Annotated in this window: 12 protein-coding genes, 1 tRNA gene and 3 pseudogenes; 11 read left to right on the forward strand and 5 right to left on the reverse strand. The window is 42.2% G+C overall.

Annotation, left to right across the window (positions count from 1 at the left end):
- The 3 genes from VZ94_RS23375 to VZ94_RS15555 form a co-directional block, all read right to left on the reverse strand.
- Positions 1 to 313: HD domain-containing protein (locus tag VZ94_RS23375; RefSeq protein WP_192828668.1), on the reverse strand; the 313-nt coding region annotated here is incomplete at its 3' end.
- Complete coding sequence (locus tag VZ94_RS23380) at positions 294 to 713, reverse strand: DUF3391 domain-containing protein (protein WP_052700618.1); 420 nt, start codon at positions 711 to 713, stop codon at positions 294 to 296. The genes VZ94_RS23375 and VZ94_RS23380, both read right to left, overlap by 20 nt.
- Before the next feature lie 144 nt (positions 714 to 857).
- Positions 858 to 2,150, reverse strand: coding sequence for a flavohemoglobin expression-modulating QEGLA motif protein (locus VZ94_RS15555; protein ID WP_045779933.1), 1,293 nt, complete (start codon positions 2,148 to 2,150; stop codon positions 858 to 860).
- Between the two features lie 146 nt (positions 2,151 to 2,296).
- On the opposite strand from VZ94_RS15555, the gene VZ94_RS24605 reads away from it, so the two are divergent.
- Positions 2,297 to 3,106 (forward strand): peptidoglycan L,D-endopeptidase MepK, encoded by an 810-nt coding sequence (locus tag VZ94_RS24605; RefSeq protein WP_239649990.1) that lies wholly within the window; start codon positions 2,297 to 2,299, stop codon positions 3,104 to 3,106.
- Between the two features lie 205 nt (positions 3,107 to 3,311).
- On the opposite strand, the pseudogene VZ94_RS15565 reads toward VZ94_RS24605, so the two are convergent.
- Positions 3,312 to 4,324: pseudogene (locus VZ94_RS15565) on the reverse strand (isocitrate/isopropylmalate dehydrogenase family protein).
- Between the two features lie 178 nt (positions 4,325 to 4,502).
- On the opposite strand from VZ94_RS15565, the gene icd reads away from it, so the two are divergent.
- From icd to trmL, 4 genes and pseudogenes are all read left to right on the forward strand, one after another.
- Entirely contained in the window at positions 4,503 to 5,789 is a 1,287-nt protein-coding gene (gene icd, locus VZ94_RS15570; protein ID WP_045779935.1) for an NADP-dependent isocitrate dehydrogenase, read from the forward strand.
- 181 nt (positions 5,790 to 5,970) lie between these two features.
- Positions 5,971 to 6,453, forward strand: a complete 483-nt coding sequence (locus VZ94_RS15575) for a flavin reductase family protein (RefSeq protein ID WP_045779936.1) — start codon at positions 5,971 to 5,973, stop codon at positions 6,451 to 6,453.
- Between the two features lie 58 nt (positions 6,454 to 6,511).
- Positions 6,512 to 9,015: pseudogene (locus VZ94_RS15580) on the forward strand (glycogen/starch/alpha-glucan phosphorylase).
- Between the two features lie 48 nt (positions 9,016 to 9,063).
- Positions 9,064 to 9,537 carry a tRNA (uridine(34)/cytosine(34)/5-carboxymethylaminomethyluridine(34)-2'-O)-methyltransferase TrmL gene (trmL, locus tag VZ94_RS15585; RefSeq protein ID WP_045779937.1) on the forward strand — a complete coding sequence of 158 codons (474 nt, stop codon included), beginning with the start codon at positions 9,064 to 9,066 and terminating at the stop codon, positions 9,535 to 9,537.
- A 58-nt stretch (positions 9,538 to 9,595) separates the two neighbouring features.
- Here trmL and VZ94_RS15590 read toward each other — a convergent pair whose 3' ends face one another.
- A complete protein-coding gene (locus VZ94_RS15590; protein WP_045779938.1) occupies positions 9,596 to 10,735 on the reverse strand; it encodes a tRNA-dependent cyclodipeptide synthase in 1,140 nt (379 codons plus the stop codon).
- A 194-nt stretch (positions 10,736 to 10,929) separates the two neighbouring features.
- Here VZ94_RS15590 and rep point away from each other — a divergent pair.
- From rep to VZ94_RS15615, 6 genes and pseudogenes are all read left to right on the forward strand, one after another.
- Positions 10,930 to 12,935: pseudogene (gene rep / locus VZ94_RS30965) on the forward strand (DNA helicase Rep).
- A 33-nt stretch (positions 12,936 to 12,968) separates the two neighbouring features.
- A tRNA-Arg gene (locus tag VZ94_RS15600) sits at positions 12,969 to 13,045 on the forward strand.
- A gap of 145 nt (positions 13,046 to 13,190) precedes the next feature.
- Positions 13,191 to 13,385, forward strand: coding sequence for a hypothetical protein (locus VZ94_RS25585; protein ID WP_131655588.1), 195 nt, complete (start codon positions 13,191 to 13,193; stop codon positions 13,383 to 13,385).
- 145 nt (positions 13,386 to 13,530) lie between these two features.
- Complete coding sequence (locus VZ94_RS15605; RefSeq protein WP_157844955.1) at positions 13,531 to 14,460, forward strand: SIR2 family protein; 930 nt, start codon at positions 13,531 to 13,533, stop codon at positions 14,458 to 14,460.
- Positions 14,399 to 15,778: a hypothetical protein gene (locus tag VZ94_RS15610; protein WP_045779940.1), complete on the forward strand. Its 1,380-nt coding sequence runs from the start codon at positions 14,399 to 14,401 to the stop codon at positions 15,776 to 15,778. Before VZ94_RS15605 ends, VZ94_RS15610 begins: the two co-directional genes overlap by 62 nt.
- A gap of 810 nt (positions 15,779 to 16,588) precedes the next feature.
- Positions 16,589 to 16,801, forward strand: coding sequence for a hypothetical protein (locus VZ94_RS15615; protein ID WP_045779941.1), 213 nt, complete (start codon positions 16,589 to 16,591; stop codon positions 16,799 to 16,801).
- Positions 16,802 to 17,212 lie beyond the last annotated feature (411 nt).

The raw sequence follows: 17,212 nt of genomic DNA on the forward strand, positions 1-17,212 counted from the left end.
TATTACGATGCTGATTGCGTAGCATAGAGGGATGAAAGCTTAGTTTACCAACATCATGCAATAAGGCGCCTATACCTATAGCTCGTAACGCTTCTTCAGGTAAGCCTGTTTGCTTGCCTAACAGCAACGCTAGCGTCATCACCGATAACGCATGAGCGGCAAAGCCATCATGCTGACCTTTTTCAGTAATCAACACAAGCGCACTATCAGGGTCAGATAATAATGCAGCCGCTGAGCGCTCGCTAACATCTGATATTTGTTTAATACTTTCTTTAGTATTGTGGCTAAACGATTTAAAGGCGCCGACAACCATTTTTGCAGCGCCAATATAATGGTTTTGCGCGTTGTCTAAACGCTTGCGTATTGTCGTCATGACTTTTGCGCGTTTCGGCCTTTTCGGCCATCAACTGCGCTTTCAGCTCTGAAAATCTTAATTTTTCATCTTCAGTCGGCTGGTTATCGGCTGTCGCTTCTTGTTTGGGCAATGGCGGTACTTTACTACGCTTAACATCGCAAAAAATCTGTGGCAAATTCATTGCCGCAATGCGTTTAGCTTGCTCTTCATCTGCGATAATAAACGAGTTAAAAACAAACTCATGTTCCATCCACGATAAAGGCAACCGGACATGCACGCCCGGCCGCAATTGTGAAGCGTCTATGCAAATTTCGCCTTCACGTGGTTTTTGAGTGGATTTATAACCCGATTTTAACACATTAACTCCGCAGATTTTTTTAACAAAACAGTCATTTTTTTTGAATACCTTAACAATAGGCCGCGAACTATCTAATATTCAAATGATTCTTGTCAATCAAAAAACTACAGAACTGCTGCCAACTACCCAAGCCAAGACGGCTATCTATAGAACATTGGCATAATCTTGCTCTAACTGCCTAAAATTCAACGATGTCATGAATCGACTAAAACTCAACCAAGCCGATAGTCCCATTAAATCCTTAAACTGCGGCGGCAAAAACCGAGGTGGAATCACCGTACCTTCTTCGACTAAATCGACTAAGACTTTCATATCTTCAATCATCGTCTTACCACAAAACAACAACGGAATTCTATCGGGCTTACCTTTGCTAACCGCTAAGCGCATGAAGTTATACGTCAACACAAAACCTTTAATATAGGTTAAGTCTTTGGTAAAAGGCATCCCTTGTGCGCTACTCCCCCTAAACACGCGGCTACTATAAGTGTAGCTATCTTCATCATCTAAACCTTTTGCTTTAAAGAACCGGAATATTTCCATAAAGTCAGCTCCCTCTTCGGCTAGTGTAATCGCGCGCACCCGATTAATTAAGCGCATTAAACGCTCTGGCGATGAGCTAAATGACAGGATTTCCATTAATACCGCTAATCCCTCTTGAGTCACGGTCGCAGAAGGCGGCCCTTTACCTAAAAACGTACAATAGGGTTGCGCCATGCCATTAAGCGTTGTACCTAAATGCACCCAGATTTCATGCACTTCTAACACGCGCAAGTCGTGCATATTAAACATCGCATCGGCACGCAACTTAACGTAATCCGTACCAGCGGCGGCATCGGAAACAATGCCATCGCTAATCATCGCGCGTAAGCCATCGCCTGGAAATACCGCTTGAATTTTTTCGTTTAATATTGCAACAGCATCTTTAGCATTAATCGTTTTTGGCTCTTCGGTTAAAAACTCCAATTGCAATAATTGCGTTAAGGTTTGCTCCATCATGCTGCCTAAATCAGCTAATGTCGGATCACCGACATGAAACACGTCTTGCGATGAACCGTATAACTCTTGGGAAATATTACAAAATGTCGCACTACCGCGTTTTTCTAGCATACGAACAACGTCTTGATACTCGCGACAAATCCTTCGCATAATGACACTTAATGGATTTAACTGACCGAGTTTACGCATTAAATCCCGCTCAATCTGATGAAACTCTTGTTTTTTTTGGTCAGGGTCAAAACCTAGCGGTCGTTGCAAATAATAGTCAGCGTCGATTAACGGCAAATGTTTACACCCGCTTTGTAAAAACGCCTGCTTAATACTGTCATCCCATTTAATCGCATCCAAAATCCTAATCGGTTGCTGCGCTTTGACAATCCGATCCGAAAGGGCTTTCACCTCTGTTAAATACATAGAGGGTTTTTGAGTTTTTTTAGTCATGACATTTTCCTTCTTTCATCATCGTAAACCTACGCCTTATCAGGATTGTATCGAGTTATTCATCACAGTATTTAGTTTTAGCAAGCTCGCTTTAAGCAATGCTTAAGAATGGAGCGTGAAAATTTAACAAAACTTTTGGAATTTTTATGCTAAGCAACTCCTCTGATACGAACGACTTTAGTGATTCGGCAACTGCTCCTGCGTTGCCCTACTACACGCCATCCATGGCGTTAAATGCGGCTATGCCGTCGCGTCGGCGCTTTTTACGACAATTAGCTATGGGTTCAGTGTTAACGGGTTTAAGCATTGCCGAGGCCCAAGCTAAAGTTCACAAGGTTTATCACCATGCTAGTCATAGCAGCAAAGCACACAAGCATGTTGCCCATCACCACACAAAAACTACCCATCATAAATCCCATCACCACGCTGTACACCACCCCCACCACCACGAAGCTCTTCATGAAGCGGTTGAAGAACAGCCTATTAGACAAGCTTACATTAATCGTTTTGTCAGTCACAAAACCTTAGCATTAAGCAATGTTAATACCGGTGAACATATTAATGTCACTTATTTTGAGCATGGCCGGTACTTACCTGATGCGTTGCATGAAGTGAATTATTTATGCCGCGACTATCACACCGATACAATACACACCGTAGACCCCGTGTTATTAGATCAGTTGTTCGACGTTAAACAATTGCTAACCACCAGCAAACCTTTCCAAGTCATCTCAGCTTACCGCTCACCGTATACCAATGCCTCACTGCGCCACCATAGCAGACGTGTCGCTAAACACAGTTTACACATGGAAGGCAGAGCAATAGATATACGCATGGAAGGCGTTTCATCCCGCACGATAAAAAATGCCGCGCTGGCATTACAACGCGGTGGCGTAGGCTATTATCCTTACGCCAATTTTGTCCACATGGACACCGGTGAATTCAGAGTTTGGTAAACAACACCATTTGCGCTCTAGCCGCACAGATAGCAAACGGCGGCTACCATCTTAAGTAGGGACAGGGCATTCAGAGCGCAGGACGCCGTAAATACATCCCTGTAGGCTTGACGGCAGCATCCCTGCTGCCAACACCTGCGCTCTGAACGCCCTGTCCCTACTTGGTATTGTCCAGCCTTAAGTGCATAGCCTAAACGGCTCATAGCTATGCCATTGCGGCAACAATCGCGTCGCCCATACCATCAGTTCCTGTCGTTGAATTAGGGTTTAAATCTGGTGTTACATAGCGACCTTCGCTAATAACTTTTTTGCACAGCAGCGACTACGCGCGCACTGGCTTCAAGTTCACCTAAATGACTTAACATCATTGCTCCCGCCATAATTACAGCGGTAGGATTAGCAATGTTTTTGCCCACAATGTCAGGCGCGCTACCATGTACCGCTTCAAATAATGCCGCATCGGCGCCGATGTTGGCGCCTGGTATCAACCCTAAACCACCGACTAATCCGGCTGTTAAATCAGATAAAATATCGCCAAACATATTAGTACAGACGACAACATCAAATTGTTGTGGATTCATCACCATATGCATACACGCAGCGTCGATGATTTTTTCATCAAATTCAATATCGGGATAACGCGGCGCGATTTCGCGGGCAATATCTAAAAACAAGCCTTGAGTGTACTTCAAAATATTAGCTTTATGACAAGCAGTGACGCGTTTACGCTTATTGTCTCTAGCATACTTAAACGCATAGTCGATAATACGCTCAGAGGCCGCACGCGTAACCACCGCCAAGCTTTCAGCAATATCTTTTTTAGGCGTTAAATAATGCTCTAAACCTGCATACAAGCCTTCGGTGTTTTCCCTAACAATGACTATATCAACTGCGTCATAACGCGTTTTAACACCTTCCCAGCTTTTCGCCGGTCTAACATTGGCATAAAGATCGTATTGTTGACGCAATGCAACATTAATGCTTCTAAACCCCTTGCCCACCACCGTGGTTAACGGTCCTTTAAACGCCACACGGGTTTTATCGAAAGAATCCATGGTTTCATTAGGTAATGGCGTACCAAACTTTTTCATAAGCCGCCATACCTGCATAAGCGTCTTCCCAAGCAATCTTAACACCGGATGCATTAATAACTTTCACCGCCTCATCCATGATTGAAGGACCAATACCATCGCCTTTGATTAACGTCACTGCGTGCATAATTTCTCCTATCGAGTTAAATATAGTGATTGTACCGAAGATTATTTCCTCAGCATTGACTGCGATTATAAAGGCATCTATTAAATTTTTACCAGCGACCCGGCTTAATTATTCAAAAAGCGTAGCTTTTGCTATGATAGTCTTCAGCCACTTTCCTCCGCACGTCTAAGGATTTGCCATGAATAATCCAGTATTGAACAGCAATGCTATTACTATGCAACATGGACGGCTTATAGTCCCTGACCAGCCTATTATTCCTTATATCGAAGGTGACGGTACTGGGCCAGACATTTGGCGGGCAACCGTTAGAGTGCTAGACGCAGCCGTTGCTAAAAGTTATCAAGACCAGCGTAAGATTCAATGGTTAGAAGTCTACGCCGGCGAAAAAGCCTATCGGTTATTCGATACCTGGTTACCTGATGCAACGGTCGATGCGTGTAAAAACTACTTAGTTTCGATTAAAGGTCCGTTAACCACGCCTATTGGCGGTGGCATTCGTTCGCTAAACGTTGCCTTAAGGCAAATGCTGGACATGTACGTGTGTTTAAGACCCGTGCGCTGGTTTAACGGCGTACCGTCACCGGTAAAAAACCCTAAATCGGTTGATATGGTGATATTTCGTGAAAACACTGAAGACATCTATGCAGGCTTAGAATTTGCGCAAAAACAGCAGCGACTGCGAACGTTTTTAGCACTGCTTAAAGAACACTTTCCAGACCAGTTTAAAAAAATACGCTTCCCACTGACCAGTGGTATAGGCATTAAACCGGTGTCTTCTGAAGGCACAGAACGCTTAATGCGCGCAGCGATTGACTACGCTATTAAAAACCAACGTCGTAGCGTAACGATTGTTCATAAAGGCAATATCATGAAATATACTGAGGGTGCTTTTCGCAATTGGGCTTATGCCTTAGCGGAAAACGAGTTTGCTGAGCAAACCTATACCTGGCGGCAATCGGAAAAAACCAAAGACGAAAAAGGCGAAGCAGCGGCTAATGCCGAGCAAGCTGACGCACTAGCCAATGGTAAAATTTTAATCAAAGATGCCATTGCTGATATTGCGTTACAACAAGTGCTGACCCGACCTGAAGATTTTGACGTCATTGCAACACTCAATTTAAACGGTGATTATCTTTCTGACGCGTTAGCTGCACAAGTAGGCGGAATTGGTATTGCTCCAGGTGGTAACATCAATTTTTTAACAGGTACCGCTGTGTTTGAAGCCACCCACGGCACGGCCCCTAAATACGCTAATTTGGACAAGGTTAATCCTGGCTCGCTGATTTTGTCTGGCGAAATGATGTTGCGCTACTTAGGTTGGACCGAAGCGGCCGATGCGATTATTCAGGCAATGGATGCCACCATTGCATCTAAGCGTGTCACGTATGATTTTGCCCGCTTAATGGATGCCGCTACAGAAATTAAATGCAGTGAATTTGCTGATGCATTAATTGCTAATATGTAGCAAACACCGGCTACCGACGTAAGGCGGGACAGGGTATTCAGAGTACAGGTGTTGGCAGCATGGATGCTGCCGCCAAGCCTACAGGGATGTATTCACGGCGTCCTGCACTCTGAATACCCTGCCCCAACTAAAGTGTGTAGCCCAAACACCTTCTACCATCTCTCTAACTTCGGAATTATCGATGAGCGTAAGCGCAGACGAATTTAAACAAGCGTTACAACTATGGGCTAGCGGTATCACCGTAGTCACCACTTATTCGGACAAATTCGGTCTACAGGGCATGACAGTCACTGCGTTTTCTAGCGTATCTGTTGACCCTCCGCAGATTTTAGTATGCTTAAACGAACGTGCTGACACGGGCGAAGGCATACAAACTGGCGGGTATTTCGCAGTCAATGTGCTTAGCCAAGACCAACAAGACGTCTCAAATCAATTTGCAGGCGGGTGTAGTCAACAAGAACGTTTTGCCAATACCCCATGGCAACCAGGCATTCACGGCGTACCGGTGCTAACCGACAGTCTTATGAGTTTAGAATGCAAGCTAGTAGACAAAACGCTTGCCGGTACTCATTGGATTATGATTGGTGAAGTGCAAAACAGCTTGTGTCGTACCGGTCAACCCATTTTATATTACCGAGGTGGTTATAAACGTTTAGCCGAGTAATTCCGCCACACGTCTATCAAAACCACTGTTTATTTTTATTTAACCGAACCAAGCCATCATGCCACATAGAGTTTTCAAAAAAAGCCAGCCAAAATCAACGATTACGGTATTGCCAGAATTAGGCATGGAAGAACGACATCTCGTCGAAGACTTTAAACGTTACTATGGTCATCGCTTAGGTCGTGATGAACATTGCCGCTCGCCACATTATGCCTATGAAGCATTATCATTAGCCATTAGTGATCGCTTAATCGAACGCTGGAAAAAAACCTACAACACTTACAAACAATTGGACTGCCGTCGGGCGTATTATCTGTCCATGGAATTTTTAATGGGACGCACATTAAGCAATGCCATGCTAAATCTCGGTATTGATGACAATGTCAATCACGCGATGTATAGCTTAGGCTTAGAGTTAGAAGAGCTTGTCGAAAGCGAACCAGACGCAGGTTTAGGTAATGGCGGCTTAGGTAGATTAGCCGCTTGCTTTATCGACTCATGTGCAACCTTACAACTACCGGTCACAGGCTATGGTCTACGCTATGAATATGGCATGTTTACCCAAGACATTGCGCATGGCGAGCAAGTAGAAAAACCTGACCATTGGCTGCGTAACGGTAATATGTGGGAAATTGAACGCTCAGAGTATACCCAACGCATAAAATTTGGTGGACGCACAGAAGTTCACACCGATGAAGAAGGTAACAAAAAAAAGTTTGCTGGCTGGATACCCATGATATTTTAGCCGTACCATTCGATACGCCAATACCTGGCTTTAGAAATAACACCGTTAATACCTTGCGTTTATGGAAAGCCAGCGCAACAGAAGAGTTTGACTTACAAGAATTTAATGCCGGTGATTACGCCGAATCGGTCGCCGCTAAAAACACCGCCGAAAATATCACGATGGTGTTATATCCCAACGACGCCAATGAAAACGGCAAAGCACTTCGCTTACAACAACAGTATTTACTAACGTCAGCGAGCTTACAAGATGTCATTGGTGGCTGGATAGGCCGACACGGCAATAATTTTACGAATTTTGCTGCAAAAAACTGCTTTCAGCTCAACGACACGCATCCAAGCATCGCTGTTGCCGAGTTAATGCGCTTATTAATCGATATACATAACTTACCATGGGAACAAGCCTGGACTATTACCAGCCAAACAATGGCTTATACCAACCACACGTTATTGCCAGAAGCATTAGAGCGTTGGCCGGTGACATTGGTAAAACAGTTATTACCCAGAATCATGGAAATTATTTTTGAGATTAATGCCCGATTCTTAGCAGAGGTTTCGGCGCATTATCCAGGCGATATGGAGCGAATCGCGCGTATGTCCTTAATCGAAGAAGGCCATACTCAATATGTCAGAATGGCTTATCTAGCTATCGTCGGTAGCTATTCGGTTAACGGTGTAGCTGAACTACACTCAAAATTATTACAACAAGGCTTATTTAAAGATTTTTATGAATTTTGGCCGCATAAATTTAACAACAAGACCAACGGTGTAACACCTAGACGTTGGCTAGCTGCGTGTAACCCTGAACTGTCTCAATTAATCACCGAAACCATAGGCTCGGCATGGATTACCGATTTATCACAACTGAGTCGCTTAAAAGCCTATGCCGATGACCCTCAGTTTAAACAACGCTGGCGCGAAGCTAAGCAACAAGCCAAACAAAAACTCATAGACTTAAAACGGCGCGAGTTAAACATTGAATTCGATCATGATGCGTTATTCGATGTACAAGTTAAGCGTATTCATGAATATAAACGCCAACTGCTTAATGTACTGCATGTCATTCATTTATATGACCGTATCAAGCGCCACGACACGCAAAACTGGACTAAACGTTGTGTATTAATCGGTGGTAAAGCGGCACCCGGTTATTTCATGGCTAAGCGCATTATTAAATTAATCAACAACGTGGCCAACGTTATTAATAACGACCCCGATGTCGGTAACAAACTAAAGCTAATGTTCTTGCCTAATTACAGCGTTTCAGCGATGGAAAAGATATGTCCAGGGACTGACTTATCAGAACAAATTTCTACTGCTGGCAAAGAAGCGTCTGGTACCGGCAACATGAAATTCATGATGAATGGTGCATTAACTATCGGTACGCTAGATGGTGCTAACATTGAAATTCGCGAAGAAGTCGGTGAAGAAAACTTCTTTTTATTCGGCTTAACAGAAGACCAAGTCGAAGCCATGAAAAAACATTACGACCCAAAAGCCATCATCGAACAAGATTCTGATTTGCAACGCGTCATTAACTTAATTGAGTGTGGTCACTTTAATCGTTTCGAGCCGGGTATTTTTGACCCCATCTTAGCGTCACTCACTAGTCCACAAGACCCGTGGATGACGGTTGCGGATTTTAGAAGCTATGTCGAAGCGCAAAAACGCGTAGAACATGCTTATCAAGATAAAGACTTATGGACTCGCATGAGTATTTTAAACTGCGCGGCAAGTGGCAAGTTTTCTACCGATAGAACAATCACTGAATACAACAACGAAATTTGGCGACTCACGCCTATCAAGATTAAAGACTAACGCATTTCAAGGTTGGGTTTAATAAGCCCAACCTTCTCAATACTCACTATGTTACAAATCGTATTATTTGAACCCGAAATACCTGCCAATACCGGCAATATTATCCGTTTATGCGCTAATACCGGTGCTCAATTACATTTAATAAAACCCTTAGGCTTTGACTTAGATAATAAAAAATTGCGCCGCGCCGGTTTGGACTACCATGAATGGGCTAACCTGAACTTACATGAATCTTGGCCAGATTTTTTAAGCACAGTAAAGCCCAAGCGGATATTTGCGTTAACCACTAAAGGCACACGCATCGCTAGCACTGTTGCTTTTGCTGAGAACGACTGTTTATTATTCGGCCCAGAAACACGCGGTTTACCCTTAGCGATTCGTGACAGCCTGGGAGAGGAGCAATGCCTGTATCTACCCATGAAAGAACAAAGCCGTAGTTTAAATTTATCCAATAGTGTTGCTATTGTTTTATACGAAGCATGGCGACAACTAAACTATACAGGGGCTTTAATCAAAGGCTAAAAGCAATAGTTCAAGTTCGGTTAACGCTAAGCCGTTTTAGTTCTATGCATCAGTATCGTTACCGCCTCTTCTGCCTAAGATTAATACTAACCAACTGATTAAACACCGAAGGCACACCTGGATGCTCGCCTAAACTTAATTCCTGCATAATTCTAAGCGTACCAGGATAGACGAAAATGGTGACACCTTGACTAAGCAAAATGGCCGTTAACGCTATTTCCTCTAATAAATACTGACACGACAACTGCTTAAAATAAGCTAAGCTGTCGGCATCAATCAGGCGGCGTTCGCCAACAAAATTGGTCGCAAACGCGTTAACCGACGCATGGAATTTTTCATCATGCTCAAATAAATGAGTCAGAGACTGATAATATTGAAAATAGTCTGGCGTGGTTTGCATTGCAGCGGTGCTGATTAAATGAAACCGACACTGCGACTGATAGGATTGAAAAATACTCGCATCTTGCTCAATCACAGCTTGCCCTAAGCTTAACGCATGGCTGGCAGCTTGCGCTTTACTCATACCATTAATTTCTAAGGTAATTCTATGAATACCATCACCGATTAACACACTGCACTCAGAAAAATGCTTGCTAATCCATTCAGCCATTCCAGCCAACTTAGCGGGCATAAAGCTTTGGCTTTGCAAACTAAAGCCCAACATGCAATGACGCTTTTGCAATAACACATCACGTTGTTGTTCTGGAAAAATTTGCGCGACTTCGATTTTATATTTTGCTACTGTCGGAAGCTCCAACCAACGCACCCTGCCTGCTCGCGCAAAAAAATCATCTGCCGTTAAAAAAACACGTTGTTCAAGCTGATGCTGACAAAATTGTATCTGCGTCAACGTTTGTAATTCGCTGGCATAATAAACCTGGGTATCGGCGTAACTATCTGCAAACGGTAATAACAACAGCGGCTCTGACTGTCCAAAGCATTGCTGCATCAGAGATTGCGGAATAAATTCGGCTCGCTTAGCCGATAACACGCGCGCTAAACCCACTAAATCAATGCGACGCGTGACTGGCAATACGATTAAAATAACTTCTTGACGATGCGGATAGGTCACCTGAACCGGCACCGTTTCAATTAAATAGCGTTCTAAAACAGGATCATGCGCCGCTTTAGCACTCAGATTAATCGCTGTAGGCAACGATAAAGCGCGATGAGATAAGGGTTGAGTTGATTTAGGCAAAACGCACTCGGCTCGATTATTCATTGATATAAAAGTTTGCTCAGAATTGATAACAACGATTCTCTCATGGCTTAATTACATAGCCAAACAACACTCAGCTAAACTTAAGACTACAACACATCTTGATTGAAAAACAGTGTCCTATATACTTGTGCGCCCTGCCCTAGTCACACAAGATTAGCCAATACCCCTTTATGTCCAAACTCAATCCCCAGCAGTTAGCCGCCGTTAAAACCATCGACCATCCTTTGTTGGTACTTGCCGGTGCCGGTAGTGGCAAAAACGCGCGTGATTACCGAAAAAATCGCTTATTTAATCAAACAAGGTCTAGCCGCACGGCATATCGCCGCTGTCACATTTACCAACAAAGCCGCGCGCGAAATGCAACACCGTGTCAGTAAATTACTAGCTCAAGGCACCGGGCGCGGCCTTAGAGTATCAACTTTTCACTCATTAGGTTTGGAAATTTTACGCAAAGAGCATAAAGCCTTAGCGTATAAATCAGCGATTACGCTGTTTGATGAACAAGACAAACTCACGTTATTAAAAACGCTTATTAGCCATAGCAACCAATACGACCCGGAACAAACCGATGCGTATGCGCATGCGATTAGCAGTTGGAAAAATGCGTTTGTACCTAGTACCGTAGCCCTTAGCGTCGCCACAACCGAACAGCAACCCGCCGCGCTGTTATATGCCGACTATAGCCGCAGCTTAAAAGCCTATAACGCCGTCGATTTTGACGATTTAATTTTATTACCCGTACTTTTATTGCAACAACACGGCGAAATTCTGGAGCAATGGCAAAATAAGCTACGCTATTTATTAGTCGATGAATACCAAGACACCAATGCTACGCAATACCAACTACTAAAATTATTAACCGGTAATTTAGGCCGCTTTACCGTAGTCGGCGATGATGACCAATCCATTTACGCATGGCGTGGCGCCCAACCGGAAAATCTTATGCAATTACAAAACGATTTTCCACGCTTACACGTTATCAAATTAGAACAAAATTACCGCTCCACAGGACGTATTTTAAAAGTTGCCAACCATTTAATCGCCCATAATCCCCATGTTTTTGAGAAAAAAACTCTGGAGCGAATTAGGTTATGGCGAGCCATTACGCGTCTTAAGCCATAAAGACGAAGCCTTAGAAGCACAACAAATCGTCTCTGAAATCATCCACCATAAATTTCGCACTGGAAGCCGTTACCAAGACTATGCGATTTTATATCGCGGCAACCATCAATCCCGTGCATTTGAAAAAGCCTTGCGCGAAAACAACATCCCTTATTTCATCAGTGGTAGTGCGTCGTTTTTTAGCTTTGCCGAAATCAAAGACGTCATGGCTTATCTCAGGCTATTAGTCAATCACGATGATGATGCTGCATTTTTGCGTATTATCAACACACCGCGTCGTGAAATTGGCCCAACCACCTTAGAAAAATTAGGTGCTTATGCCAATGAGCGGCATATCAGCTTATTTGCCGCGAGTAGCGAATTCGGTTTAATGCAAAAGCTGTCAGAAAAATCAAGGCATAGATTGAGTGCGTTTCACGACTGGGTGGTTGAGAATTCGACAACCATTCAGCGCGGCGATACCTTTGTCCTAGTCGAAAAAATGCTTGACCAAATTGGCTATCACCATTATTTGCGCGAAACCAGCAAAACCAAAGAAGGCGCCGAACGCAAGCAACGCAATGTCAATGATTTGTTAGACTGGCTTAAACGCATTGCCGATAAAGAGAGTACGCAACGCAAATCACTCGATGAAGTTGTCGCGACTATTCAACTGATGGATATTTTAGAACGTCAGCAAAACGATAATGAGCAACTGGATCAAGTCAGCTTAATGACATTACATGCCGCAAAAGGCTTAGAATTCCCTTATGTATTTTTAGTCGGCATGGAAGAAAATATTTTGCCGCATCAAAACAGCATAGAATCAGGCTCAGTAGAAGAAGAACGCCGCCTAGCTTATGTGGGGATTACACGGGCGCAACAACTGTTAACGTTTAGCTATTGCACTCATAGAAAACGTTATGGCGACATCAGCGAATGTGAACCTAGCCGGTTTTTAAGCGAATTACCCAACGAAGATTTAGAATGGCCACAAAAACAACAACTGTCGGCAGCCGTGATTAAAGAACGCGGTAAATCGAGCCTAGCGCAATTAAAGGCTATGTTATCGTAAAGTGGTTAGTGTATAATGCGCGGCTCTTTTCAAGCGCCCGTAGCTCAGCTGGATAGAGCGCAGCCCTCCGGAGGCTGAGGTCAGAGGTTCGAATCCTCTCGGGCGCGCCAGCCTTCTTTAGCCTCAATCAAGTAAACAGCTCGTTTGAGGTTGTGCTTAATATAATCTTCAGGGCCTGGTTTATCTACCAAATCAGATTGTTTAAATTTCACCGATTAACACCTAGAACTCAATCTGATTAGGGCGAAAATTCAAATGAAATTTATTCCAGGAAAGGCTCCAGACATTCCCCGTAAATTAATAGAAGCTCAAGAAAATGATAACTTACTCTTTTTCTGCGGTGCGGGAATATCATACCCAGCTGGCTTACCTCTATTCGCTGGATTAGTTGAAAAGGTATATGAAGAACTTGCCACAGACCCGTCAGAACCAGAAAAAAAAGGCAATTGAGCAATGGCGTTACGATACTGCTCTCGAATTATTAGAGGGGCGTTTTTATTCAGCCGATAGAATTGAAAGGCACCTTGTACGCAAAGCTATTGCTACACGCTTAAAGCTACCAGAAAACGCTAATGTCGATACCCACGCTGCAATTTTGCAATTAGCAAAAACCAAACAACAAAACTATCGCCTTGTTACAACCAATGTCGATCATGGCTTTCTATTAGCTGCTCCTACAACGCGAGCTATCAGTGATGCCGCACCTAAACTGCCAGTTCCAAAGCCCCACAAATGGCAAAGCATTGTTTATTTACATGGCATCATTGATGAAGAAGCAGATCCCAACAGTGAACATCTGGTTTTTACTAGTGGTGATTTTGGCTCAGCATACTTAACTGAGCGATGGGCAAGCCGATTTGTCACGGAGCTATTTCGGCATTTCACCGTATTGTTTGTTGGATATAGCATAAATGACCCTGTAATGCGTTATATAACTGATGCAATTGCTGCTGACAAAAGACGTGGGTATACACATTTTATTCAGCCGTATAGTCTAGTGGGAGCCAAGCAAGACCAATTTGAAATAGCCAGCTTAGATTGGGAGGCAAAAGGCGTAATACCGTTGCTCTATTCTGATGAAAACGACCACATATTTCTACATAAAACGCTAAAAGTTTGGTCAGAATATTGCCGTGATGGTTTAGATAGTATCGAGCACATTATTAAAGTTCATGCGAGTAAAAAGCCGTTACCTCCTTATGACAGTGATGAATCAGTTCTACTAGTCATTGATTCACTTAAAAAAGAAGATGAAAAAAAACTTCGCGGCCAAAAAAATTTTATACTGTCGCCGAAAATTGAGTGGTTACCGGTGTTGGAAAAAGAGGGTTTGTTGGCGATGCCGTCCACAAATAAAAATCAATCACTTTCACACCATATCGCTTATGACTTAATGCAGCCTCACCCTGTAACGTTTACTCTTTGGCATTGGTTAGTCGACCATCATCTTGAATCAATAGAATTTGTGGAATGGGTCATTAGCAAAAAACGCCAATTTACACCCTCAGTTTATTCATCACATTAAATCAAAAATTGAAAAAAATCCCCCGAATGAGCCTTATTTAACCTTTTGGCGAATTATTGCTTTAAAACTTAACGACTGTATTTCTACCAACATTTATCACGAGTTTCCTAATATAAAAGTTAGTAGAGATGAATTCTCTTTATCCGCGCTATTAAAACTGCTTGAACCCAAAATTAAATTTTCAAAACGCCCTCCATGGGAGAACAATACTGATAGTCCTCCTTACCAAGCGGAGGTCGTTATTCAGATTAAGACTTATCAATTTAAGAAACTTAAAACATACTATCCCGAAATAGTGTCATTGCTACTGCCGATAACCAATTTCTTGAATCAAGCAATGAATTACTGGCAATTATTAGGAAAAGCGGATGACAAAAATGACTTTAGCGAGTGGCACTTAGTCTCTATCTCGCCTCATGATCAAAACAATCAATTTCATAATTGGACATTGCTCATTGAGCTATGCCGTGACCTTTGGGATATCACCTATAAAACTAACCAATCTTTAGCTTTGGCAGTATTAGAAATATGGAAAACTTTCCAATTTCCAGTCTTTAAGCGACTGATATTTGATGCTTTTGCAAATTCAGATTGCGTCTCACCTTCCGATAAATTGGATTATCTTTTAACAGATAATCACTGGTGGTTTTGGTCAAGCGCAACGACTAGGGAAAAATTTAGGTTATTGGCTTCGATTTGCCCAAAGTTAAATCGCACTGCACTGAAAATACTAGAACAAGCGATTCTTAGTGGGCCACCACGCGAGATGTTTCGGCAGGAGATAACAGACCACGAATGGCAAAACATTAATGACAGAAAGGTTTGGTTGCACTTAGTAAAGCTTGAATCCTTTAACGCCACTCTATCAAAAAAATTACAAGCAGCACTTAATGATTTATCGACAAAATATCCGCGATGGAAATTAGAAGAGGGAGAGCGATCTGAATTTAATATTTGGTTTAGCACAGGCAGGGGAAATCGGTGTGATATTACGCGTGACGAATTAATCACCTTACCTATTCAGCAACGAATTGAAAAACTAACGGAATCAACCGATGAGTTTATTCAAGAAGAACGAATAGACTTATTTGGATACATCTGCAGAGATAAGCCAGATTTTGCATTAGAAACATTAGGCTATATCGCCGCCACATCAAATTGGGACAATCTAATTTGGCATAAGTCGATCATGGCTTTATCTGAAGCAAATAATCCACAATATTGGCTGGAAACGGCAAAGCTTATTGTTCAATTGCCAGATCAATTTTTTTGTAAAAGAAGCTTGGGTGGTTTCATGGTGGATAAAGCAAACCGTTAATTCTGTTGCCATAAATACTGAAGAAGAATCGTATTTCTGGCAACTTTTTTGATTTATTAACGGCTCATGCCCAACCCGTACTCATAGAAGAAGAGGGTGTTAAAAATCAAGCTATTAACAATCCTATTGGAATTCTGACTGAAGCCTTCATAAACCGATTTTCTGTAAGAAACATCAAAGCAAATGAAAGAATCTCTGAAGAATGCTTACTATCTCGTTTAGACAAGTTAATTAATGAGGAAAGAAATCCTTTTATTCTAGCCCGCGTAATCTTAGCTTCACGCTTACATTATTTTTACGTTATTGATGCTGGGTGGACTCGAATTAACCTTATCCCGCTTTTAGATTGGAACACGTCGAGGGAATCTGCTGTTATATGGCAAGGCTGGCTCTGGAGTCCACAGGTTTCTGCCGATCTTGGACTAGATATAAAAGGTTATTTATTAGATAGCTTAAAATTTCACACCAAGGAATTAGGGGATAGTACCGAAACCATTTTTGAATTATTTAGTTCGCTATGCTTTGAATATCCAGCACTTTATAACTATGATGAACAGAAAAGCATCTTAAACGTTATAGGTCGGGAAGGATTAAAAACAATTGCTCGATTTATTGAAAGCTGCCTTGGAGAAAATTACCAGCTAAATGATCAATTTTGGAAGAATCGTATCAAACCTTTTTTTAATGCCTGGCCTAAAGATGCAAAGTTTTTGGATCCAGATATCTCTAGTTTTTTTGCTGTAATGAGCCTTGCTTTAGACAAAGAATTTGAAGACGCCGTCAACATCATAAAAAGCGTCCTCACCCCTTTTGAAATTAATCGACTTTTATTGGAGACAGAAAAAATTACAACATCTACTTAACAAATACCCTAAAGTTATTTTTGATTTACTGGCTACTATTTTTAACCCAGATGTTGAACAATCTAGCAATGTATGTGTTGATGATTTTAATAAAATTATTCAAATGCTTTTAGAAAACTCGCCCGAAATAAAAAACGATCCCCGTTACTTAAAAAATTGAACAGTTCTTAAGGCGTAGCAAACTGTAACAAATAAACAGGCAGAATTAACCATATAAAATTACTAAAAATTTGTAATTACTTGAGTTCAAAACAATTGCGCCTAACACTAACCTGAAAACAACCGCCCCAAGGCTGGTTTTTTTGTCTTTGGTTTACCTTGCTTTTGTTTTGTATTGCTCAAAGAAGTGCCATAGTGATTAATAGCGTTCATAAAGCTTTTAAGCAACAATTAATTAGGAATATGCATAAAATAACTTAGTCAATTGCCAGAGCCGTCTTTTCAGGGACGGCGGTATAGTTCCACTGCCTAAGGTGCTTATCAAAAACGATGCGCATAGATTCTTTAAATCCTACCGCTACTTTTCTGCCTGTTGCATACACTTTATCAAGAATACAGGCGACCACCTTTA

It is taken from the genome of Methylocucumis oryzae (assembly GCF_000963695.1).
GTDB classification, from domain to species: Bacteria; Pseudomonadota; Gammaproteobacteria; order Methylococcales; family Methylomonadaceae; genus Methylovulum; species Methylovulum oryzae.

Excerpts from the sequence above, each read along its gene's own strand:
- VZ94_RS15555 (WP_045779933.1), bottom strand. The coding sequence starts at position 2,150 with ATGACTAAAAAAACTCAAAAACCCTCTATGTATTTAACAGAGGTGAAA.
- VZ94_RS24605 (WP_239649990.1), top strand. The coding sequence starts at position 2,297 with ATGCTAAGCAACTCCTCTGATACGAACGACTTTAGTGATTCGGCAACT.
- icd (WP_045779935.1), top strand. The coding sequence starts at position 4,503 with ATGAATAATCCAGTATTGAACAGCAATGCTATTACTATGCAACATGGA.
- VZ94_RS15575 (WP_045779936.1), top strand. The coding sequence starts at position 5,971 with ATGAGCGTAAGCGCAGACGAATTTAAACAAGCGTTACAACTATGGGCT.
- trmL (WP_045779937.1), top strand. The coding sequence starts at position 9,064 with ATGTTACAAATCGTATTATTTGAACCCGAAATACCTGCCAATACCGGC.
- VZ94_RS25585 (WP_131655588.1), top strand. The coding sequence starts at position 13,191 with ATGAAATTTATTCCAGGAAAGGCTCCAGACATTCCCCGTAAATTAATA.